The organism is Neobacillus sp. OS1-2 (genome assembly GCF_030915505.1).
Lineage (GTDB): Bacteria > Bacillota > Bacilli > Bacillales > Cytobacillaceae > Neobacillus.
The window spans coordinates 4,533,824-4,556,625 of record NZ_CP133265.1; the positions used below are offsets into that span (position 1 = coordinate 4,533,824).

A 22,802-nucleotide genomic window follows, 5' to 3' on the forward strand; every position below is an offset into this window, starting at 1 on the left:
TTGCATTTGGGTCTGCTTATCCGACTGCGGGTCTCTCGATTGTCCGCATCTCCTTCAGACATCACCTCACGGTGATGCCCTAGATTAGTCTTCACTAGTTGTATCAGCACTCTAGTGGAAGGATTTTCACCTTCGGGAAAACGAGTCTTCTAGGATTCGGGAGCCGTGTTTATCGCAATAACGTACTCCAACCTTTAACAACTCATTCAGTGCAGTTCTACTGCACAAGGTACGACTGCCTGTCGCACAAAATAAGCCCATCTCAAAAAAAGAAATGGGCTTAAAATTATAGTGGCAATAGTAGAAAGGGTGTCAGGCACCTTAGTTCTCTACTAGTTTTGCAGCGACTTTTTTATCGGCAGTTTTTGTTGTGGTGCTTCCACCTTTTAATTCGTCTTCTGCATGTTTAACACGTTTGATAAAGAATGCCAATACGAGGGCTACAGCAGCAATAAAGCTAGCGATTAGGAACGAGTAATTAATTCCGTTCAATGTTGCCTGCATCATGATCTGTTGTTTCATTTCGGCAAGTGCAGCAGGTGTTGGTTTTCCTGTCAGATGTTTCATTGCTTCCTCACCAAGCACTTTCCCCTGCGACTCAGCACGATTTGACATAATGGTCACCATTAAGGCAGTCCCAATAGCACCTGCTACTTGGTTTAATGTATTGTTCATGGCTGTACCATGTGGGTAGAACCGTCTTGGTAATTGATTTAGGCCGTTTGTTGAAACAGGCATCATGACCATTGACATCCCAAAAGCCCGTATTGAATATAAGATAATGAGGTGTGTATATGTTGTATGAAGGGTTAATTGACTAAACCCATAAGTTGTCACGACGATAATCGCTAATCCAGTGACAGCAAGAATTCGTCCGCCAATTTTATCAAATAATTTACCTGTGATTGGTGACATCAACGCCATCAAAATTGCCCCTGGCATTAGCATTAATCCTGCGTCCATCGGCGAGATGCCGCGAAGGTTTTGAACATAAATAGGCAACAAGAGCATTCCGGAAAACAAAGCCATATTAACTGACATGGTAATAACAGAAGACAAGGCAAACATTGGGTATTTATAGATCCTAAAATTTAATAATGGCTCATCTTGACTTAACTGACGGAAAATAAATACGGTCAACGAAATAATCCCTATGGCAATCGTTCCATACACTAATGGGCTGTCCCAGCCTTTACTGCCGGCAGAACTAAATCCATATAAGATACCGCCAAAACCAATACTTGAAAGGAGAAGCGACAAGAAATCAAGGCGGATATCCACTTTCTCTTTTTTGTCTTTAAGTAAGAAAATACCAAGTAAGACAACAATAATAGCAATAGGTGTAACAAAGTGGAATAGCATTCTCCAATCATAATGCTCAATAATCCAGCCAGATAATGTTGGCCCAATGGCTGGTGCAAACATTAATATCAGACCGAAAACACCCATTGCCGCTCCCCTTTTTTCAATTGGGAAGGATACTAACATAACATTCATTAACAGCGGCATCAAAATGGCAGACCCGGAAGCCTGCAGCATCCGCCCTGCTAAAAGGAGTGGAAATACATGGGCAAAACCAGCGAGAATCGTTCCTGCAGTAAATAAAATCATGGCACCTAAGAAGATATGCCGTACTGAAAATTTTTGAATGAGGAACGCACTTGCTGGGATCAAGATCCCATTTACCAGCATAAACCCTGTAGTAAGCCACTGAACCGTGGATGCTTCTACATTCAAGTCCCTCATAATAGAAGGCAGTGCAATGTTTAATAACGTGTTGTTTAAAAATGAAATAAAGGCACCGATCATCAATACGGCTAAAATTCCGTATGGTGGACGGTCATGCTTTTTTTCGGTTTGATCCATTATTGTTTCCCCCTTAGACGAATAGTCCAAACATATCATTAAAAATCAGATAACCACTATCTTATACCTTTGGTTCAAATTTTGCAATCAAAAAATATCCTGTTATTTAATGGGTTTGTAACCTTCTATTAAATAAGGTACTATAATTTTTATACACGCAGTCTACCATACAAAGAAAGGGTGATGAAATGAATGACAGGAAACAGCATGTAATTGATGCTGCCCGCCAATTATTTATAGACAAAGGGTATCAAGCCACGTCTATTCAGGATATTTTAAACTATAGCGGTATCTCTAAAGGCACATTTTATAACTATTTTTCTTCCAAAAATGAATTATTAATCACACTTTTTAAAATGATTTATAAAAAACTTGACTATGATCGCAGTGAATTACTCATTGGGGAAGACCCCTCAAACATCGAAATCTTTATCAAGCAAGTGGAATTGCAATTGAAAATGACCCGGACGAATAAGTTATTATTTCTTTTCGAAGAGGTATTTGTTTCAAATGATGAAGAGCTTAAGCAATTAATTAGAGAAGGACAATTAAGGAATCTTCGCTGGGTATACAATCGCTTCATCGATCTCTTTGGTGAGAGCAAAAAGCCCTTTTTGTTAGATTGTGCGGTTATGTTTAACGGAATTCTACTCCACAACCTAAAATTTAACGGGATGGCGAAAAAGTCAAATACGAAGAGTATCGATAAAATTGTCCGATACAGTGTGGGGCGGATAACGCAAGTGGTAAATGAGGTAGCAGAAGCGGACGAACAATTACTAAATCCTGAACTTCTGGATCAATGGCTGCCGAACTGTCAGAAAAGCAGCAAGTTTTTCCAGCAGGAGCTCTATCACACAATCCTATTAGTTAAAAAGTCCCTTTGCCAAAAAGATGATCAGTTCAAAAACGATGAATTATTAGACTTTATTCATGATGAACTATTGAACAACAAGAAACCGCGAAAATATCTTGTTGAAAGTGCCATATCAACATTGAATTCGAAAAAAGATATCATGGAAGAGAAAAGTTTCCAAAAGCTTATTCATCTGATTGAGTCATTTTTTAAGGATATAGAAGAAGACAACTAACCCCCAAACCTTTTGCGATTTGGGGGTTATCTTTTATCTGGATCTTCTTCGATTACGCAAAAATGCCGGTATATCAAGAGAATCGTCTTGGTCCTGCGATTGCGAATGGTGAGAGTTCCCCTGTTCTACTTCAGGCTGATACCATTGCTGTTCATTTCCTTGAATTGGTTCTTCCTGGATGACTTTTGAACGACTGGAAGGGGTCCTTCCTTCTTTTGTGATAGTCGGAGATTGAGTTTTGGATGTGCGATCATACTCCACAAAGCCTGTAGCAATAACCGTAATCATTATTTCTTCCTTTAGGCTCTCGTTAATGATGGAACCAAAAATCATGTTCAATTCCTTATCCGCTGCAGATGCAACAATATCAGCTGCCTCTTGTACTTCGTAGAGACTTAGATTGCTACCGCCCGTGATATTCATGAGTACCCCTTGAGCACCATTAATGGAAGTTTCCAGGAGCGGACTTGAAATGGCCTTTTTTGCCGCTTCAACAGCACGATGCGGGCCTTTTGCCACCCCTATCCCCATTAAGGCCGTTCCTTGATTGGACATGATTGTTTTCACATCTGCAAAATCAAGGTTGATTAAGCCTGGCACAGCAATCAAATCGGAAATCCCTTGTACACCTTGCCGAAGGACATTATCCGCTTCACGGAATGCTTCCAACATCGGGGTCTTCTTATCAACAATTTGTAATAAGCGATCATTGGGAACAATAATTAATGTATCCACTGCTTCCCTCATTGCCTCGATTCCACTTGCCGCGTTGACAGCACGCTTACGCCCCTCAAATCCAAATGGACGAGTGACCACACCAATTGTTAAAGCACCAAGCTCCCTGGAAATTTGTGCAATCGCTGGTGCAGCCCCGGTCCCCGTACCGCCGCCCATTCCGGCTGTAACGAAAACCATGTCAGCTCCCTTTAATACTTCTTGCAGCTGCTTGCGGCTTTCCTCTACTGCCTTACTCCCAACTTCTGGATTGGCACCTGCTCCTAATCCTCTTGTTAAGTTTGCCCCAATTTGCATCTTAATCTCTGCTTTCGATAGATTAAGAGCTTGGGCGTCTGTATTCACAGCAATAAATTCAACGCCTTGTATGCCATCCTCAATCATTCGGTTAACAGCGTTATTTCCCCCACCGCCAACGCCGATTACTTTAATTCTCGCTATTTGATCTATATTCATATCAAAATCCCACATCGACAATTCCTCCTAGCCTAATCCTAACATTACTTCATTATTCAGAAAATTCACTTTAGATTTATTATATGATATTTAGCCTAAAAAAACTAATAGCACTTACTATTTTAGCAAAATAATAGAGGAGTTACTATAGTGCCTCGTATTCATTTGAACGTAGTTTTCATCATTTTTCTGTCCCCATAATTTTTTCGCAAAAAATAAAGCCCTCCATTAAGAGGACTTTACACTATATGAAAATTTACATTTTTATTTAATGGGCATGTGAACCATGATGGCGGCCACTAAACAATCCAATGTTATTTTGCGAATCCAAGTATAGTCCTACAATTAGTTCGAATACTCCCAATGCCAGAAAAGTAGGCTGCAGCCAGCTAATCCAGCCTAGCCAGAACACTTGGGCGACAATCCAAATAATCATTACACCGCCAAGGAACATGACGCCAATTCCTGCATAACGGTAATGGATAAGTAACAAAAAGGCGGAAATTAGGCTAAATACCCCATTGAAAACCAATAACATGATACCTGGAATGAAAAAGTTTTTAAAGGGGCTATTCTCTAAAAGATCCACTGCCATTTTCAACAACGAGCCATCCGGTTTTAAAATGAACAAAATTCCACAAACAATCGCACCAGCGCCCAATACTAATAAGAATCAGCAACACCAATTGACAAACCATTCTTTTTACTCATCTTCCCCATCTTCTTTCGATTTGTTTTGGAAAAATCGATCGTAAAACCAATGGAGTCCCTTCTTTCCACCTTTATTATACACCCATTTACCAAAATTAGGGGGATGTTCACCTGCTAATTTTCAGAATTATTGACTCTTTTAAAGGTTTATGTCACTTTTAATAGGTATGGCACTTTTCAAATAAAGAACTTTCACTAGAAAGGAGAACCATACGATGAAGAGAAAAATCATTGCCTATAATTTTGTCTTAACAGAAGCTCTGGAACAACTTGACGATTCCTTTGAAGTAGAAATATTTGATGGGATTAATCCTAAAACAGACATTGCCTTTTTACATGCCCTTAAGGAGGCTGAAGGGATTGTAGGGCTAGCCCTTCCGGTTGATAAGGAATTGCTCGACAAAGCGCCAAAGTTACAAATTGTTTCTAATAACTCCACCGGCTATAATAATCTCTCTATTGATGAAATGTCATTACGCGGTATCATGGGAACCCATACACCAGGTGTCCTCGAGGATACAACGGCCGATGCCATTTTCGGCATTCTCCTTGCGGCGGCACGGCGCATTCCCGAGTTAGATCACTTTGTTAAAACTGGGAATTGGAAGCAGCATTTAACAACAGAACAATACGCTATCGATGTTCATCATAAAACATTGGGGATTATCGGGATGGGCAAAATTGGTTCAGCCATTGCCAAAAGAGCTCATCTCGGTTTTGACATGAATATTCTTTACCACAATCGTAAACGTAACATTGAAGCTGAAGGTAAATATAACGCTACATTCTGTGACTTAGAAACATTATTAAAGCAATCTGATTTTGTTTGCTTAATGACGCCACTTACATCTGACACGGAGAATTTAATGGGGGAACGAGAATTTAAACTGATGAAAAAATCCGCGATTTTTGTAAATGGTTCACGAGGTAAAACAGTTGATGAAATGGCACTGATGACAGCATTACATAAAAAAACGATTCACGCTGCCGCGTTGGATGTATATAGATCAGAACCATTATCACCAGGTCACCCGTTGCTTCAGTTTTCAAATGTCGTAACTACACCACATATCGGGTCATCCACCTTTGAAACAGAACTCAAAATGGCTAATTTAGCTGTGGAAAATTTAATTGCAGGACTAACCGGTAAACGGCCTAAAAATTTGATTAACCCTGACGTCCTAAATAGATAAACGGATGAATAAAGGAGAAACTATGACCAATAAAACTGCAATTGTAACCGGGGCCTCTAGCGGTTTTGGTTTATTGTGTGTGATTGAGCTAGCTACAAAAGGCTTCACTGTCATGGCGACAATGAGAGATATAAAAAAATCAAAACAACTCCTTGAACTCGCAAAAGTAAAAGGGATAGAAAATACGATTCAAATCAACCAGTTAGATGTTACTTCAACCGACTCCATTTATGAATTTAAATCCAAGCTAGTAGATTTTCCTTCTATTGATGTGTTAGTAAACAATGCGGGGTTTGCCATCGGCGGTTTTAGTGAAGAGTTAACGATTGAAGAATATCGGCGGCAATTTGAGACCAATTTTTTCGGGGTGATTGCAGTAACACAAGCCGTTCTTCCGTTTATGAGGGCAAAAAAGCAAGGCAGGATTATTAACCTCAGCAGTATTAGTGGCAGAGTGGGATTCCCTGGATTATCTGCCTATGTTGCATCTAAGCACGCCCTTGAAGGGTATAGCGAAAGCTTAAGGCTTGAGCTTAAACCATTTGGGATTGATGTAACATTAATTGAGCCTGGTTCTTATCAAACAAATATTTGGGCAAGTGTCGACCAAATGGATATCAATCGTGACTCCCCCTATTTATCCTATATGGAGAGGATGATGAAAGAAATTGAGGGTGGGAAAGCTGCTCATGGTAATCCCATCGAAGTTGCGAAACTCGTAGCGCATCTTGCCTCGCAACAAAAATCACCTAACCTTAGATATCCAATTGGGAAGGGTGTAAAGCAAACTCTGTTTATCAAAAATCTCCTCCCATGGAGATTTATAGAATCACTGATTTTGAAAAAGTTAAGGTCTTAAAATGGTGATAAAAAACGTAGACATCCTTTTTTCAGCAGGAATTTCTTATATTCATGATGAATACGATAATAATTGATTATTCCATGAGGTTTGAGATTGTGAAAGGATGAGATGGACGATGAAAACAGGAAATGAATGTAAAGTAATTCGTGTTCCAATTCCGACACCCACTTTATTGCCACATACCACTACAAATTGCTACCTTATTGGGAACAAGCATGAAAGTATATTAGTCGATGCCGGTTATGATCAACCGGCTACGAAAATAGTTTTACAGAGGGTGATGAAGGAAAATGGACTTGCACTGCCTAAGTCTATTATATTAACCCATTCACACCCTGACCATGCCCCGGGAGTATTACAATTAGTAGATTGGAAGCCGGTAGTTTATTGCCACCGTCAGGAAGAACAAGCCACCCTTGCAGCTGTTGCTCCTTGGGATCAACTATCCTTTTTTGAGGATGGTGACAGAATTAGCATTGCAGGTGAAGAAATCATTATTTTCCATGCCCCTGGTCATACGGCAGGTCAATTAAATCTTTATATTTCATCTAAACAAATTCTCCTTACCGGTGACAACATCGTGGCGGAAGGAACATCATGGATCGGGCCCCCTGATGGAAATATGTCTGACTATTTGCAAACACTAAAAAGGTTAAAACAATTGAAATTAAACAAAATTGGCCCCGGACATGGTGAATGGGTGGAAAATCCCCACGAACATATTGATTTTGTTTTAGGCCGGAGATTTTACCGCGAAAACCAAATCAAATCCCTGCTCGAAGAACATGGAAGCTTAACGGTAGTCCATTTGACAAATCTGATTTATGACAAGCTCCCACACCCAAATGTCTTTGAGGTTGCAAAACGAACCACTGAAGCACATCTAATCAAATTAATGAAAGATGATACCGTGATCATGGATGATTCCTATTTTTCTCTCAAATAGGCTAAGTAATCGTTTAGATTAAATTCAGGCATCTCTAACGGCAGGCCTTTTACATGATTAAAAATAGTCTTCAATGTATGTACAGTTGGCGGCCCCAATAAAATTTCTCCATTATCGCAGGCGGTTAGTGCATCGCCCGGAGAAATCCATTTGGTCTTACTAATTTCATTCGCATCTGGTGTTGGGGTCTGTCCTTCAGGCAGGTGAGTTAGAAAAAAACGAGTATCAAATCTTATTCGGCTTCTATTTGGCGTAACAATTTGACCGATGTAGGTTAAGTCATCAAGCTGAAATTGAAGTCCTTCCTTTTTTAACAGCTCCAAAAATGAAATGTCCCCATTTATAAGGAGACGGCGGTATTCCACTGCTTTTTTTTCATTAAGCAGAACCGGCGAACCGTCCTCATTTTTACAAACTAAAACACCCACTTCTTCAAATAATTCTCTTGCAGCTGCCACATAATATGCAAGTTCAAATGTATCATTGTGTGTTCCCTTAATAAAACTGTTACATTCCTTTATGTCGTCACTTCGATCTACGGAACCTCCGGGAAAAACATAATAGCCAGCAAAAAACTTCATCGTTTTAGGTCTTTTTGTCATATAGACCCTGGAGGATTTATCCATTAATACAACCGTTGATGCTGGTCTTGGTATGGCACTCATCATTTATTCACCCTTTTTTATCCTATTTTCCTTTATATTCAACTTGTTATTGGGAATTCCCTTCCCTTCCAAAAGCTTTTTTACCATTTTTCAAAAAACAACAATCTCATGAGAGGGAAAATTAACCATAAATTATCATATTGCTGTATGATAATAGCGAACAAATATTCAGACGATTCCATTAAATAATGAAATCTTTCTGGTATAAAAAAAAGAATTTTGGAGGTCTAAAATGCTAAGTCAATCAATCATTGAAGACGTACTGACAGAGGCTTTATCATCGGGCGGAGATTTTTCGGAGATTTTCGTCGAGGATCGTTTTATCAATAATTTCACCCTGCAAAGCGGTAAAATTGAGACCTGTCTCACTGGGCGTGATTTTGGGATCGGCATTCGTGTCTTTAAAGGATTACAAAGTGTTTATGCCTATACCACAGACCATAGTAAGGAAGGACTTTTAAAAGCAGCTAAAAATGCGGCACAAGCCATTAGCGGACATACCATTTTTCACCCCTCCCCACTAGTGCGAGAATCATTTGACACCATTCATCCCATTCAGCTCTTGCCGCAAGAAGTGATTAAATCCCGCAAAGCCGCCATCATGAAAAATGCGTATAATACCGCTAGTAACTACCATTCTAGTATTTCACAAGTAACTGTCCGCTTAATGGATGAAGAACAAAATGTGCTGATTGCTAATTCCGATGGGAAATGGATCGAAGACAAACGGGTTCGTTCCAGGCTGGCAATTCAGGCAGTGGCGGTTTGTGGTAACCAAATGGAAACTGGTTTTTATGGACCTGGTGCGTACCAAGGATTCGAGTTTTTTGAAGATTTAAATTTGGACTATTATGCAAATGAGGCAGCCCGTATCGCCGTGACGATGTTGGATGCCAGCCCATGTCCTAGTGGGAAATTCCCTGTTATTATCGATAATGAATTCGGCGGTGTTATTTTTCATGAAGCCTGTGGACATGGTTTAGAGGCCACCGCAGTTGCGAAAAACAATTCCGTTTTTGCAAATCGTATTGGTGAAAGGGTCGCCCCTTCCATTGTTACATATATCGATGATGGCACGCTTCAAAATGAATGGGGTTCGATCAATATAGACGATGAAGGGGAAATCGCACGGAAAAATGTCCTCATCGAAAATGGCATTCTAAAAGGCTATTTAATTGATAAATTTAACTCGCGCAGAATGGGCATGGAACCAACCGGTTCAGGCAGGAGACAATCCTTCCGCTTTGCTCCCACCTCCAGAATGACGAATACATTTATTGCCCCTGGAAAATCAACACCTGAAGAAATCATCGCTAATACGGAACATGGAATTTTTACCAAATATATGGGTGGCGGCCAGGTTAACCCAGCAACAGGTGATTATAACTTTGCGGTCATGGAAGCGTATGAAGTGAAAAACGGGAAGCTCGGCAAACCGTTAAAAGGGGCTACATTAATCGGAAATGGCCCTAAGACCTTACAGCTTGTCGATATGGTTGGGAATAATTTAGGACACGGTGCCGGCATGTGCGGATCACTTAGTGGAAGTATTCCGGTTAACGTCGGTCAGCCGATGATCCGGGTCAGCGAAATTACCGTCGGTGGGACAAAGGGGGAATAAGTGAATGAATATACAAGAATTTCAGGTGAAACTATTCACTGCCGCTAAAAGCAGCGGTTTTACTGATGTCGAAATCTATTATGAAAAGAAGGAAGTATTTGGGTGCCAAGTTTATAAGGGTGAAATTGATCAATATGAAATTGCCGAAGACGGCGGTGTTTCCTTCCGCGGGATTTTTAATGAAAAAATGGGCTACGCCTATTCCGAGAAAATCGATGATGCCTCCATTTCTTTCTTATTAAAAAATGCGAAAGAAAACACGGTGATAATAAATGATGAGGATATGGAAGAAATCTTTGCCGGAAGCAGTGAATACGAGCAAGAAGACTTTTTCTCTACTGCATTAAATGAGGTGGGCATACCGGAAAAAATACAATTTATTAAGGATGTTGAACGGGAATTACTGGCCATTGATCCGAGAATTATCGCAACTGATTATTGCATGATTCGGACAGAATCAGTCTCAAGAAGTCTTTCAAATACGAAAGGTTTATCTCTAAAGGACAAAATGAATTATCTGTATGTCATCGTGGAAGCCATCGTCAAAGACGGCGGGGAAACAAAAACATCCTTTGAATATAAAGTGACCAAAGATTTTCATCGCTTAAATGCCAAGGAAATTGCTAAAAAGGCTGCAGAAGAAGCACTTTCACAACTGGGTGCCAGAAATATTGAGAGCAAAGAATATCCAGTTTTATTAAGAAATGATGCCGCAGCAAGTCTATTGGCAACATATGCTTCAAATTTTTCAGCCGAAAATACTCAAGCAGGTATTTCATCTTTAAAGGATAAGCTAGGAAAACAAATTGCCGGAGAAAAGATAACGATTTTTGATGACCCATTCCTAAAAGGAGGACTTGCAAGTAGAACGTTTGATAGCGAAGGGGTTGCGACTACGAAACTGACATTAGTAGAGTCTGGTATCTTGCAATCCTTCCTTCACAATCAAAAAACAGCGAAAAAGGAGCAAACGGTAACAACTGGGCATGCACATAAAGATTCCTATAAAAGCGCCGTCAAGGTTGGACCATCTAATCTTTATATCGAACCATCGACTGTCCCCTATGAGGATCTGTTAAATCGTATGAACGAGGGTATTTTAATTACGGGTCTATCAGGCCTTCATTCCGGGGCAAACACGGTTTCTGGGGACTTTTCAGTTGCTGCTAATGGTTTCTATGTGTCCAATGGGTCGGTGCAATATCCGGTAAACTTAATGACTATCGCAGGTAATTTCTATCATTTATTGCAGAATGTCGAGGAAATTGGCTCGGATTTAACCTTCCCACTTTCACCGATTGGATCACCATCGGTTTTAGTTAAATCATTATCGGTTACGGTAGAGTAATAGGGGACACTTTTTGGTGGGTGTAAAAAACAAGCGAATAATCAGCAAAATCAGTCATTGATCATTCTTTCACCCTATTTTTTGACAATGATTACTATCGTATAATATTGAACTAGGGATTCAAACACTTTACGATAAATTGGAATAATTCTCTTGAATGAAAATGAATTATCTGATATAGTAGCAATCAATTATATACTTTCTTACTTCAATACCTTTTGAAGTGAGGATAGAGGCGCAAAGACCATTAGTAGACAATTTGAGGATAATGAGATCCTTAGACGATTGTGGAAAGGGGAATTTGCCGAAGCTTCAGTGATACTCATTGTCCCCGAAGCTGGTTCTGCTGTTGAACAAGCACAGGACTGTCATATAGGAAACTATATGGAGGGCTATCCACGCATAGGAACTTATTTTCATTATGTTTCTACAGCAGCAGTGGGGTTTCCTCGTTGCTGCTTTTTCATGTCGTTTTATAAATGGCATCGGCCCCTCTAATTTAAAAAATTTGATAAAAAGGGTGAGAATGATGAATTTTGGCCAAGTTTTAACGGCAATGGTGACGCCATTTGATCAACAGGGTGAGATTGATTTTAATGCAACAAAAAATTTAGTGAATTATTTAATTTCGAATGGGACCGATGGATTAGTTGTCGCGGGAACAACAGGTGAGTCCCCTACATTAACAACTGAGGAAAAGGTCGCTTTATTTAGATATGTTGTCAAGGTGGTGGATGGCAGAATCCCTGTTATTGCCGGAACGGGCTCGAATAACACTAGAGCTTCGATTAGTTTAACCAAGCAAGCCGAAGAAGTAGGCGTAGATGGAATTATGCTTGTTGCTCCATACTACAATAAGCCATCTCAAGAAGGTTTATACCAACATTTTAAAGCTATAGCTGGATCTACTTCATTGCCGGTAATGCTCTATAATATCCCTGGCCGAACCGGTATTAATATGAATGTTGACACCATTGTTCGCCTTTCCAAAGTTTCAAATATTGTTTCAATCAAAGAAGCGAGCGGGAACCTTGATGCTATGGCAGAAATTATTAGTCAAACAGCCGAGGATTTTACGCTGTACAGTGGTGATGACGGCTTAACATTGCCTGTTTTAGCCATTGGTGGTACGGGAATTATCTCTGTTGCTTCCCATATCATTGGTAATGAAATGCAGGAGATAGTCAATAACTATAAAAATGGACAGCTTAAAGAGGCTGCGGCGGCACATCGACGATTACTCCCGATTATGAAAGCCTTATTTGCAGCGCCAAACCCTACCCCGGTAAAGGCGGCATTAAACATGACGGGGGTCCATGTCGGAGGCGTTCGTTTACCATTAGTACCGTTAACCAGTAACGAAGAACTGGCACTAAAAGATGTTTTACCATTTGGAATCATGGAAGGATAATTAGACATAAAAGCTGCCTATCTACAACTAGATAAGCAGCTTTTTTTAGCGAAAAGTAGTTATATACCTTTATAAGCTAATCGATAAATCTCAGCCAATTCTGTTACTAACGGTAGTTTTGGATTGGCAGTTGTGCATTGATCTTCAAAGGCACGGTTTGCCAGCAGATCAACCTTGCTTTCAAATTCAACATGATCGATATGGTTTGCGGAAAGGCTCATTGGAACATCTAGTTCTTTCGCCAATTGAATGATAGCCTGAACGAGACTTTCCACCCCCTCCTCAGTCGTCTTCGCAGGTAAGCCAAGCATTCTGGCTATTTCTGCATACCGTTTGTCAGCCTTGAAATGGTCATACTTCGGAAACGCAGTAAACTTCCTCGGTTTTAATGCATTATAGCGAATAACATGTGGCATGAGCACGGCATTCGCACGACCATGGGCGATATGGAATTCGGCCCCTAATTTATGCGCAAGGCTATGGTTAATACCTAAAAAGGCATTTGCAAAGGCCATACCGGCAATCGTTGACGCATTATGAACTTTTTCACGGGCCTCTTCATCACTGCCATTTCTGTAAGCTCTTGGCAGGTATTCAAATACCAATTGAATTGCCTTCATCGCCAGACCGTCCGTAAAGTCATTCGCCATACAAGAGACATAGGCTTCGATCGCATGTGTCAATACGTCCAAACCTGTATCGGCGGTAATATGTTTTGGAACGGTCATTACGAATTGTGGATCAATAATCGCTACATCCGGTGTCAATTCATAGTCTGCAAGAGGATATTTAATATTGGCCTCTTTATCGGTAATAACTGAGAATGATGTTACTTCGGATCCAGTTCCAGATGTTGTCGGAATTGCCACGAATTGAGCCCTTTCACCAAGATGCGGATACTTAACAATCCGTTTGCGAATGTCTAAGAATTTTTGTTTTAAGCCAAAGAACTCTGCATCCGGATATTCATAGAACAACCACATTCCTTTGGCAGCATCCATTGCTGAACCGCCACCAAGAGCAATAATCACATCCGGCTGGAATTTAGCCATCATTTCAGCCCCCTTCATCACTGTTTCAATGGAAGGATCCGGTTCTACCTCCGAAAAAATTTCACAATGGACATAATCTGGACGTTTCCTTAAATAGTAAAGCACCTTATCTACATATCCTAATTTTACCATTCCAGGGTCAGTGACAATAAATGCTTTCGAGATCTTAGGCATTTTCGCTAAATACTGGGTAGAATTTTTCTCAAAGTAAATTTTGGATGGTACTTTAAACCATTGCATATTGACATTCCTTTTCGCAACTTTTTTAATATTGATTAAATGAACCGCACCAACGTTAGTAGATACAGAGTTTCCACCATACGAACCGCAGCCAAGTGTCAATGAAGGAAGGTAAGCGTTATAAATATCACCAATCGCACCCTGTGAAGAAGGAGCATTTACGATGATTCGCCCGGCTTTCATTCGTAAGCCAAATTCCTTGATGACAGTTTGATCAGTAGTATGAATGACCGCGGAATGTCCTAAACCACCAAATTCAAGCATTTCTTCCGCTCTTTTATAGCCTTCCTCATGACCACTAACCTTAAAGCAGGCTAAGACTGGACTTAACTTTTCTCTTGATAATGGATACTTAGGACCTACGCCTTTTACCTCCGCCACAAGGATTTTTGTGTTTTCTGGAACAATAACACCTGCCAAGGCAGCAATTTTTGAAGCAGCCATACCAACGATGTTTGGATTAACGGCACATGAATGTTCATTGATTACTAATGTTTCAACCTTTTCTCTTTCTTCCTCATTTAAGAAATAGCAATTGTTCGCAATCATTTCCCGTTTTACATCAGGATAAATTTCTTTATCAATTATAACGGCTTGTTCAGAGGCACAAATCATGCCGTTATCGAATGTTTTTGATAAAATTAAATCGTTGACCGCCTGATTTAGATTGGCTGTTTTTTCAATATAACAAGGTACATTCCCAGGTCCAACGCCAAGGGCAGGTTTACCAGAGCTGTATGCAGATTTGACCATGCCAGCCCCACCAGTTGCGAGAATCATTGATATTTTCGTGTGGTTCATCAATGCTTGCGTCGCCTCAAGGGATGGAGTATCAATCCATTGGATACAATTTTCTGGTGCTCCGGCTTTAATCGCTGCATCTCTTAGGACCCTTGCTGCTTCACTGCTGCATTTCTGTGCCGATGGATGAAAGGCGAATATGATTGGATTTCTTGTCTTTATCGATATTAGTGCTTTAAACATGGTAGTAGAAGTTGGGTTTGTGACAGGTGTAACCCCAGCGATAACCCCTACTGGCTCAGCAATTTCTATCATTCCTTCATGTTCGTTCTCATTAATGATACCAACCGTTTTATCATATTTGATATTATGATAGACATACTCTGTCGCAAACATATTTTTGATGATTTTATCTTCATAGACGCCTCTGCCAGTTTCCTCAACAGCAAGTTTTGCAAGTGGCATATGCTGATCAAGGCCTGCTAACGCCATTTGCTTAACGATCTCATCCACCATTTCTTGATCAAAGCCGCGGAATTCCTCTAATGCCATTAAACCATTTTCCACCAAGACATCGATCATTTTCGTTACAGTTTGTTTTTCTTTTCCTACCATTTCTACCATTGTCATGATTGTCCCTCCAATTGGATACATACTCATTCAAATGTTTTAATATTCTAAATTATAATAACAAAGTGTATTTCTAAATTAATGTGATGTATTTCACAAAAATAATGAACATATTTCAACAGTTATAATTTTCACTTACCTTATTCACAAACTGGATTTCGTGGGATTTTTTCAAATGAAATTTCTGTTAAAATCTTTGAATACTTTTTGACAATAATTACGTAATTGACAGTCCAAATATAGGCAGGAATTTCTTCATTTTCTTTAAACAGCATCGCCTCAAATTCATCTCCCACTGTTTCCTCAAATATCTCCTGAGTATAGGTTTCAGAATCGGTCGCGAAGGTTTTCCATTCACAAATCATCATGTCTAATCACTCCTTATTCCTTTATGAATTTATCATAGCATGAATTTTATATAACAGATTGTGAAATATTGAACAAACTATGAATTTTGGCTAATATTACTAATAATAGTCATAAAACCGTATTGAACCTGTTTTCGGATTATTTTTTTATCAAAAACTATAAGGAATACGAAACCGTTTACAATCACTTTGTTATATTAATATAATAAAATGATATTCTTTTCTTCTATTAACAAACTTCACATATTAAGTACGTTAGTTTTTACACTAGTATACACGAAGTGTAATGTGGTATATATTTTATTGGCGACTTGTCATAAATCTGTTGGAAATTTGCCCAAAGAAACACAGCAAACACTATTTCTTTGAAAAAGGATGAGAACCAAAAACATGAATCAATCTCCTATACTTTCATTTGAATTTCTTGATTCAAACGGTAAAATAAAACCGCTAACATTTCAAGATCCGATCCGGCTGATTACAGCACACACTATCACAGACGTAATCCCTTGCTTACAACTTGTTGAGGAGGCAATTAAAAATGGGTTCTATGCTGCCGGCTTTTTATCCTACGAAAGTGCACCAGCATTCGATTCCTCCTATATAGTCAATAGGGGAAATAAAATGCCTCTCTTATGGTTTGGAATTTTTCGAGAGCCGCTGCACCAATCACTTATCAGTACTAATCCTTATTCACTTTCCCAATGGGAATCATCCGTTGACAGGGATGAATACAATCAATCAATATTATCCATAAAAACCAAGATTGAAAGCGGAAACACTTACCAGACAAATTATACCATTCGTCTGAATTCTCATTTTTGCGGTGACGATATTGCATTTTTTGAAAAACTAAAAGCGGCACAAGCGTCCAATTACTGTGCCTATCTCAATACCGGTGAGCATAGCATTTTATCTGCCTCTCCCGAATTGTTTTTTCACTTGAAAGGTGACTTCATCACAACCAGGCCAATGAAAGGAACAATAAAAAGAGGCAAAACCATTGCTGAAGATGAAGCGAACGCCAAGTGGCTTTACTATTCAGAAAAAAACCGCGCTGAAAATGTGATGATCGTCGACCTGCTTCGCAACGATTTAAGCATGATCGCTGAACTTGGTACTGTTTCCGTGCCAAAGCTCTTTGAAATCGAACAATACCCAACCGTCCATCAAATGACCTCGTCAATAACGGCAAAGGTTTCTAGCCAAACAACCATTATTGATGTTTTTAAGGCACTTTTTCCCTGCGGTTCTATTACTGGTGCGCCAAAGGTCAGCACGATGGGAATCATCACTGACTTGGAATCGACACCGCGTGAGGTTTATTGTGGAGCGATTGGCTTTATAACACCTGAAAAGGAAGCCATCTTTAATGTCCCGATTCGAACCGTATTCATTGAACATCAATCGGGGCACGCAACCTATGGTGTTGGCGGGGGAATCACCTGGGATTCCACAGCTGAGGGTGAATATCAAGAAATTCTGGCTAAAGCAAGTTTTCTCAAAGAAAGCAATGCTGAGTTTCAATTGCTGGAAAGCTTGTTATTGGAAAAAGGAGAATATTTCCTATTCGAAGAACATCTCCATCGCCTGAAAAATTCGGCTCAATACTTTGGATATCCATGTGATACGAAGGATATCCAAAGGGATCTAGAAACTTTTTCGAAAGAAAATGGAGATGTTCTTATGAAGGTCCGGCTGCTTTTAGCGGAAAACGGAGTGATCAACATTGAAGGTACTCCGATTGCTCAACAAGGGTCAGCATTGAAGGTAATACTTGCCAATGAACCTGTAGATAAAAATAATCTTTATTTGTACCATAAAACAACAAATCGAGAAGTATATTCTTCATTTCAACATGAGAAGCCCACCGAAGTTTTCGACGTTCTCCTTTGGAATTATGACAGTGAACTAACAGAGTTTACAAATGGAAATGTCGTCTTGGAAATAGGGGGCTCATTATGGACACCGCCTATTGAGAGCGGATTGTTAGCAGGCACGTTTCGTGAGGTATTACTAAGGAATGGAGAAATCCGCGAAAAAATCGTAACCGTTGCAGATTTACATAAAAGTACAAAAATCTGGTTCATCAATAGTGTGCGTAAATGGCTGGAAGTACAACTTATCAACCACTAAAAGAAAGCGAACAGTATCGGCACTGTTCGCTATTTTTCAATTTATTTAAATATAGTTGAGACCATTTGATCGTAGGTCATTTCGCTATCCACTACATATACTCCTGGACGCAGACGGTTTTCTAGACCTTTATGCTCAATATCCTGTGAAAAAGCAAATGCATCCTTTACTAAACTTGCTTGCGCAAGTGCCTTCCCTACATCGATACTTGTCATACCCTCTGCAACATTCACAACGACTTTCGTAACAGTTTTGGTAGACTGGTTATCGGCAGGAGTGGCTGTTTTTTGGCCAGACGCCTTTGCGTCATTGACGTTTTTTTCGAATTCAGCTTTCGTTTGAACAACATAGCCTTTCGTCTCTAGCTTTTGTTTCATCTCTTTTTCTGAAGGCTTGACAGTTAAGCGGTTTTCAGCCGTTTTGACAGTGGTTGTTGACTGTTCACTTGGATTAGCCAAGTAGACGGCACCAAAAATAGTTGTGCTGATAAGAATTCCTGCTGCAAAGCTGCCTAGTAAGTTAATTCTCATTTGCAGCCGCTCTCCCTTCATCCTTTACTTCCTGAAAAGGGGCAAGGAGCTGTTCGATTTCATTTTCAGTTACTTGTTTCATCTCTGCAATGCTCTCAATCGAGTAATTACGTCTATATAAATCTAGTACTTCCCGTTTTAAAAGCTTTTCCTGAGCAGAATGTTTAATTCCTGCATCCTTCGTGAGCACTTCCATGTCAAGCTCCATATTCCGAATTGACTCTTGCAATGCATTGATTTCCTTCATTGTGGATATATGAATCAAATCAATTTGTTTATGTTCTTCTTTCGCGGTCCGATTCAATTTTAATAAAGAAATAGTTAGTAAGATTGCGGATAGCAAAAACAATCCGGCTAAAGTCCATTCCATCAAATTAAATTCCTCCTCTACTTTATGCAAGTCCTTATTATACATCCAAACTTGCATTTTTGCGCTTTTAAACTCAAAAATACATCAAAAGTCTGAGGGACCTTACAAAATTTGTAGTTGGAGGAAACTATTTTTTGTAGATTAAGGGTATTCCATGGTGGATTTGGACTGATCACTTATTTTTCTGAATTTATACTCATAATTTGGATAAAATAGATTCGAGCAATTTATTTTATTGCTCAAAAAAATCGTCGGGAGTGATGTATCATGGCTAGAAACAAACTGTTGGTTCCTGGAGCGGGCAATGTTTTGGATCAAATGAAAGAAGAAATTGCTAACGAGTTTGGAGTACAACTTGGTGCTGATACGACCGCACGAGCAAACGGTTCAGTCGGCGGCGAGATGACAAAACGACTTATTGCTTATGCTGAACAATCATTGCGAAATCAACAAGGTCAGTAACCTGTGATTTCAGAAAAGGGTGTCCAGTTGGACACCCTTTCTTCTACCAATTAATTTGCAAATAGAATGTTGATTTCAGCATCTGCCTCGACCATTCTTCCAAAACGATATCCCTCAATAAGCACATGTCGTTCATGATCACTGAGTCTGCGTTCCCACTTGGTTTCTAAATACAAAATAGCCTCATTATAAAAAATTTCCGGGTAGTCAAACGGGGTAGTCATACATGCAACTCCATCCATATAATAATGATTCACTGTTTCTTTACAGTCTTGTCAAATTTGCTTCATTTTATAATAGAATGTTGCTTGAATGCTAGGATCCTTTATTCCAATAATCACGAACAAATTCTTGGAATAATTCACTTAATGTACTCTTTTTTTGGCTTTTTAACCATTCAACTTGGTCAATTGGAAGTTTTAATTTTATACTACAGTCTTCCATAGGCATTTCCACTTTTCTTATTTCTTCTAACGTAATGCTGTCTTCGATACTTGGAAACCAGGAATCATTTTCGTTTACCCTAGCGAAATCTTCATACTCATGTAGGTCATCTAGTTCACAAAATAAATTAAGCTGGGGCAGACCACCAGACAGAATTTTTACATGCATAATTGAATTTATGATTCTACCATCTTCTAATTCGATTTCAATAATTACATTTTCAACCTTATTATATTTTTTCACTGCGATCTCACTTACAATCATATCCAATTCCAAGGTACATCCCGAGCTTGATTCAAAAATATAGATGGCACTGTTAAAAATATGAATCTCTTCACCATCAATTTTAATTTTTTTTATTGCAACCATTAACCGTTCCCCCATACAGCTTTGTGATCCATAAAAACATTACATATTGGATATAATTATATCGTTTTATTCGTTTATTGCTACATTTTTCTGTAGTTTATGCCCTACAGGACTGAGTATACAACAGCATATTAGTCCTATCATTATCTTCACTTCAAACTACCTACTTTTTAAGCAAATCTGCTAACGCAGGTTGCAGTGATGGAAACATGAATTCAAAGTCCTCTTCCATTAACACCTTGGGAACAACATGCTGACCTTCAAGAACAAGCGAACTTTTTTTTCCCAGGACCATTTTCATCGCAAAAGGAGGAACAGGCAACCAATGTGGACGGTTTATAACTTTGCCAATTGTTTTACCAAACTCCTTCATTTTAACTGGAGATGGTGCCGTGACATTGACAGGTCCGCTCACTTTATCCTTTTCAATTGCGAAAGTGATCGCTCGAATAACATCCTTTATATGCACCCAAGATACCCATTGTTCACCTGAACCAACTGTACCACCCGCGAACAATTTATATGGGAGTGCCATTAGGGGAAGCGCCCCGCCCTCATTACCAAGGACAACACCGAATCTCATAAGAACTGCGCGAACATTATGTGCTTCTGCTTCTTTCGCTTTGTTCTCCCAGTCGTTAACAGTTTTACCGAGGAAATTATTTGCCTTTTCTTCCGAATCCTCAGTATATTTAGCAGTAAGAGACGCCTTGTAAATACCGATCGCACTTGCATTAATTAGAACAGAAGGCTTTTCTGGCAAGGCAGTGATAACTCTTACTAACTCATCCGTTCCTTTCATCCGGCTGTCATAAATTTGTTTTTGATGGCTTGTATTCCACCTTCCATTGTTTATAGAAACCCCTGCTAAATTAATAAATACATCTGCCTTTTTTATTTCCCTTTCAGGAAAAGTACCTTCCTTCAGCCACTTGACATATGAAATATTTCCTGATGGTCGCTGATCATTCCTTGTAAGAATAATAATTTTATGCCCTTTTTCCAGCAGGACGTCTGTTAATTTCTTCCCAATAAATCCCGATCCACCCGCAATAACGATCTTCATAGATCACTCCCCCATTCTTAAAACCGAGGTGATTATACTTATTTTACCATATGGTGTTAGGGCTGGATTTTATTTACTTTAATATGGTAAAAAATAAACGAGCAACTCAATCGTTGCCCGTTATTTGATCGATTCAAAACTATTTGTTCATAAATGCTTCTATTTCTTCAACCGACCGGAAGATTTCCTTTGAAAGTACCTCATGGCCTTCCTCGGTAACTAACACATCATCCTCTATCCGGATTCCAATTCCTTCTTCTTCGATATATAGCCCTGGCTCTACAGTTAACACCATTCCAGGTTGCAGGATTAAGTTCTTATAATCGCCAACATCATGGGTATCTAGACCTAGGAAATGACTAACACCATGATAATAGTAATTTCCGATTTCACTCTCTTCCTTGATCAAGCCAATTTTGATACACTCATCTGCTAAGATTTTCTTTGTATGCTCATTCAGTTTGGCATAAGGGACGCCGGGTTTAATCAGTTCTGTTGTTTCTCTTAATGCTTTTAAAACAATGTTATAGAATGTTTTTTGTTTTTCCGAAAACGTACCATTCACCGGGAACGTATAACTAATATCTGCATTGTAATAGTTATATTGTGCACCTAAATCAAGTAGAACGAGACTGCCTTCTTCAACAGTAGCATCATTTTTGTCATAATGCAGAACGGTGCCATTTTTTCCGCTAGCCACGATCGTAGGAAACGCATAGTGTCTTACCCCTGCGCACTTTAGGGCAAAATCAAAATGGGCCTCAAGCTGATATTCCTTCATGCCAGCTTTGGCATAGCTTAATAGGTTTTTAATTCCGTCATAGGTAATGGCAATAGCCTTTTTTATTTCTTCAATTTCTTCAAATGTTTTAAAAACGCGTAACCCACAAATATCACGATAGACATTTTTAATGAGTAAGAATGGATAATTCACTTGCATTTTACCTGCAAATTGCTGCGCTTTTGTGGTAACACTATCCAATTCTCTTCTTTCGAGATCTAAATATAAATTTGTTAGTGAGTTATTGAGGAAAATTCGAGATAGCATGGATTCAAATTGGTCAATATAATGAATTTTACTGATTCCGGAAACTTCCTCTGCCTGATCCATTGAAATCGTTTTACCCACCCATTTTTCTAAAATAGGATCTGATTTTTCAATAAATAAGTACTCTTCTACTGTTTGATTTGTCTTATGTACTAAAAAAATGATATTCGATTCGTCAATGCCAGTTAGGTAATAAAAGTTACGATTTGGTACAAATTGATATGCCTCGTCTGCAGATTTTTGCGGGGCCTTACCGGCAAACAAAACCAGAAGCGAATCAGTTTCTAGCTTTTCATATAATCGATTTCGATTTTTAACAAAAAAATCCTTTTTCATTACCATTTCCCCTTATCAAAACATTTTAGATACATAGATAACTATACAATAAAATGAAAATTCATACTAAATTTTTGTGTTTTTCACTTCGAAATATTCAATTTT

General features: G+C 39.1%; 21 protein-coding genes and 1 riboswitch. Of the genes, 9 read left to right on the forward strand and 12 right to left on the reverse strand.

What is annotated here, in order from left to right:
* Positions 1–321: 321 nt before the first annotated feature.
* Complete coding sequence (locus RCG19_RS22580) at positions 322–1,866, reverse strand: DHA2 family efflux MFS transporter permease subunit (RefSeq protein ID WP_308109018.1); 1,545 nt, start codon at positions 1,864–1,866, stop codon at positions 322–324.
* Positions 1,867–2,054: 188 nt separating this feature from the next.
* On the opposite strand from RCG19_RS22580, the gene RCG19_RS22585 reads away from it, so the two are divergent.
* Entirely contained in the window at positions 2,055–2,957 is a 903-nt protein-coding gene (locus RCG19_RS22585; protein ID WP_308109019.1) for a TetR/AcrR family transcriptional regulator, read from the forward strand.
* A 33-nt stretch (positions 2,958–2,990) separates the two neighbouring features.
* On the opposite strand, the gene ftsZ is transcribed toward RCG19_RS22585, so the two are convergent.
* Positions 2,991–4,163, reverse strand: coding sequence for a cell division protein FtsZ (gene ftsZ / locus RCG19_RS22590; RefSeq protein ID WP_308109020.1), 1,173 nt, complete (start codon positions 4,161–4,163; stop codon positions 2,991–2,993).
* Positions 4,164–4,416: 253 nt separating this feature from the next.
* Entirely contained in the window at positions 4,417–4,749 is a 333-nt protein-coding gene (locus tag RCG19_RS22595) for a hypothetical protein (RefSeq protein ID WP_308109021.1), read from the reverse strand.
* A 325-nt stretch (positions 4,750–5,074) separates the two neighbouring features.
* Here RCG19_RS22595 and RCG19_RS22600 point away from each other — a divergent pair, with 325 nt between their 5' ends.
* The 3 genes from RCG19_RS22600 to RCG19_RS22610 all read left to right on the forward strand — a co-directional run bounded on the left by RCG19_RS22600 (position 5,075) and on the right by RCG19_RS22610 (position 7,860).
* Positions 5,075–6,052 carry a 2-hydroxyacid dehydrogenase gene (locus RCG19_RS22600; RefSeq protein ID WP_308109022.1) on the forward strand — a complete coding sequence of 326 codons (978 nt, stop codon included), beginning with the start codon at positions 5,075–5,077 and terminating at the stop codon, positions 6,050–6,052.
* A 22-nt stretch (positions 6,053–6,074) separates the two neighbouring features.
* Positions 6,075–6,911: an SDR family oxidoreductase gene (locus RCG19_RS22605; protein ID WP_308109023.1), complete on the forward strand. Its 837-nt coding sequence runs from the start codon at positions 6,075–6,077 to the stop codon at positions 6,909–6,911.
* A 118-nt stretch (positions 6,912–7,029) separates the two neighbouring features.
* Positions 7,030–7,860 (forward strand): MBL fold metallo-hydrolase, encoded by an 831-nt coding sequence (locus RCG19_RS22610; RefSeq protein WP_308109025.1) that lies wholly within the window; start codon positions 7,030–7,032, stop codon positions 7,858–7,860.
* Here RCG19_RS22610 and RCG19_RS22615 read toward each other — a convergent pair.
* On the reverse strand, positions 7,842–8,528 hold the full coding sequence (locus tag RCG19_RS22615; protein WP_308109026.1) for an NUDIX hydrolase: 687 nt from the start codon (positions 8,526–8,528) through the stop codon (positions 7,842–7,844). The genes RCG19_RS22610 and RCG19_RS22615 overlap by 19 nt on opposite strands.
* Before the next feature lie 229 nt (positions 8,529–8,757).
* Between RCG19_RS22615 and RCG19_RS22620 the strand changes: the two genes are divergently transcribed.
* The 3 genes from RCG19_RS22620 to dapA all read left to right on the forward strand — a co-directional run bounded on the left by RCG19_RS22620 (position 8,758) and on the right by dapA (position 12,905).
* Positions 8,758–10,146: a TldD/PmbA family protein gene (locus tag RCG19_RS22620; protein ID WP_308109027.1), complete on the forward strand. Its 1,389-nt coding sequence runs from the start codon at positions 8,758–8,760 to the stop codon at positions 10,144–10,146.
* 4 nt (positions 10,147–10,150) lie between these two features.
* A complete protein-coding gene (locus tag RCG19_RS22625) occupies positions 10,151–11,494 on the forward strand; it encodes a TldD/PmbA family protein (protein WP_308109028.1) in 1,344 nt (447 codons plus the stop codon).
* 222 nt (positions 11,495–11,716) lie between these two features.
* A riboswitch (Lysine riboswitch) is annotated at positions 11,717–11,897 on the forward strand.
* A gap of 123 nt (positions 11,898–12,020) precedes the next feature.
* Positions 12,021–12,905: a 4-hydroxy-tetrahydrodipicolinate synthase gene (dapA, locus tag RCG19_RS22630; protein ID WP_308109029.1), complete on the forward strand. Its 885-nt coding sequence runs from the start codon at positions 12,021–12,023 to the stop codon at positions 12,903–12,905.
* Between the two features lie 59 nt (positions 12,906–12,964).
* Here the strand turns inward: dapA and adhE are convergent, their stop codons facing one another.
* Together adhE and RCG19_RS22640 are read right to left on the reverse strand one after the other, a co-directional pair.
* Positions 12,965–15,568, reverse strand: coding sequence for a bifunctional acetaldehyde-CoA/alcohol dehydrogenase (gene adhE, locus RCG19_RS22635; protein WP_308109030.1), 2,604 nt, complete (start codon positions 15,566–15,568; stop codon positions 12,965–12,967).
* A gap of 140 nt (positions 15,569–15,708) precedes the next feature.
* The gene (locus RCG19_RS22640; RefSeq protein WP_166242581.1) at positions 15,709–15,936 is read right to left on the reverse strand and encodes a hypothetical protein; all 228 of its coding nucleotides are present in this window, start codon (positions 15,934–15,936) and stop codon (positions 15,709–15,711) included.
* 390 nt (positions 15,937–16,326) lie between these two features.
* On the opposite strand from RCG19_RS22640, the gene pabB reads away from it, so the two are divergent.
* Positions 16,327–18,072: an aminodeoxychorismate synthase component I gene (gene pabB / locus RCG19_RS22645; protein WP_308109031.1), complete on the forward strand. Its 1,746-nt coding sequence runs from the start codon at positions 16,327–16,329 to the stop codon at positions 18,070–18,072.
* A gap of 41 nt (positions 18,073–18,113) precedes the next feature.
* Here pabB and RCG19_RS22650 read toward each other — a convergent pair whose 3' ends face one another.
* A complete protein-coding gene (locus tag RCG19_RS22650) occupies positions 18,114–18,602 on the reverse strand; it encodes an aminodeoxychorismate lyase (protein ID WP_308109032.1) in 489 nt (162 codons plus the stop codon).
* Positions 18,592–18,972, reverse strand: coding sequence for a hypothetical protein (locus RCG19_RS22655; protein ID WP_308109033.1), 381 nt, complete (start codon positions 18,970–18,972; stop codon positions 18,592–18,594). Before RCG19_RS22655 ends, RCG19_RS22650 begins: the two co-directional genes overlap by 11 nt.
* Positions 18,973–19,239: 267 nt before the next feature.
* Here RCG19_RS22655 and RCG19_RS22660 point away from each other — a divergent pair, with 267 nt between their 5' ends.
* Positions 19,240–19,434 carry an alpha/beta-type small acid-soluble spore protein gene (locus RCG19_RS22660; RefSeq protein ID WP_007085538.1) on the forward strand — a complete coding sequence of 65 codons (195 nt, stop codon included), beginning with the start codon at positions 19,240–19,242 and terminating at the stop codon, positions 19,432–19,434.
* A 50-nt stretch (positions 19,435–19,484) separates the two neighbouring features.
* Here RCG19_RS22660 and RCG19_RS22665 read toward each other — a convergent pair whose 3' ends face one another.
* The 4 genes from RCG19_RS22665 to RCG19_RS22680 form a co-directional block, all read right to left on the reverse strand.
* Positions 19,485–19,658, reverse strand: coding sequence for a hypothetical protein (locus RCG19_RS22665; protein WP_166242576.1), 174 nt, complete (start codon positions 19,656–19,658; stop codon positions 19,485–19,487).
* A gap of 91 nt (positions 19,659–19,749) precedes the next feature.
* The gene (locus tag RCG19_RS22670) at positions 19,750–20,247 is read right to left on the reverse strand and encodes a hypothetical protein (RefSeq protein WP_308109034.1); all 498 of its coding nucleotides are present in this window, start codon (positions 20,245–20,247) and stop codon (positions 19,750–19,752) included.
* A gap of 163 nt (positions 20,248–20,410) precedes the next feature.
* Entirely contained in the window at positions 20,411–21,313 is a 903-nt protein-coding gene (locus RCG19_RS22675; protein ID WP_308109035.1) for a TIGR01777 family oxidoreductase, read from the reverse strand.
* Positions 21,314–21,452: 139 nt separating this feature from the next.
* On the reverse strand, positions 21,453–22,697 hold the full coding sequence (locus RCG19_RS22680; RefSeq protein WP_308109036.1) for an aminopeptidase P family protein: 1,245 nt from the start codon (positions 22,695–22,697) through the stop codon (positions 21,453–21,455).
* Between the last annotated feature and the right edge of the window lie 105 nt (positions 22,698–22,802).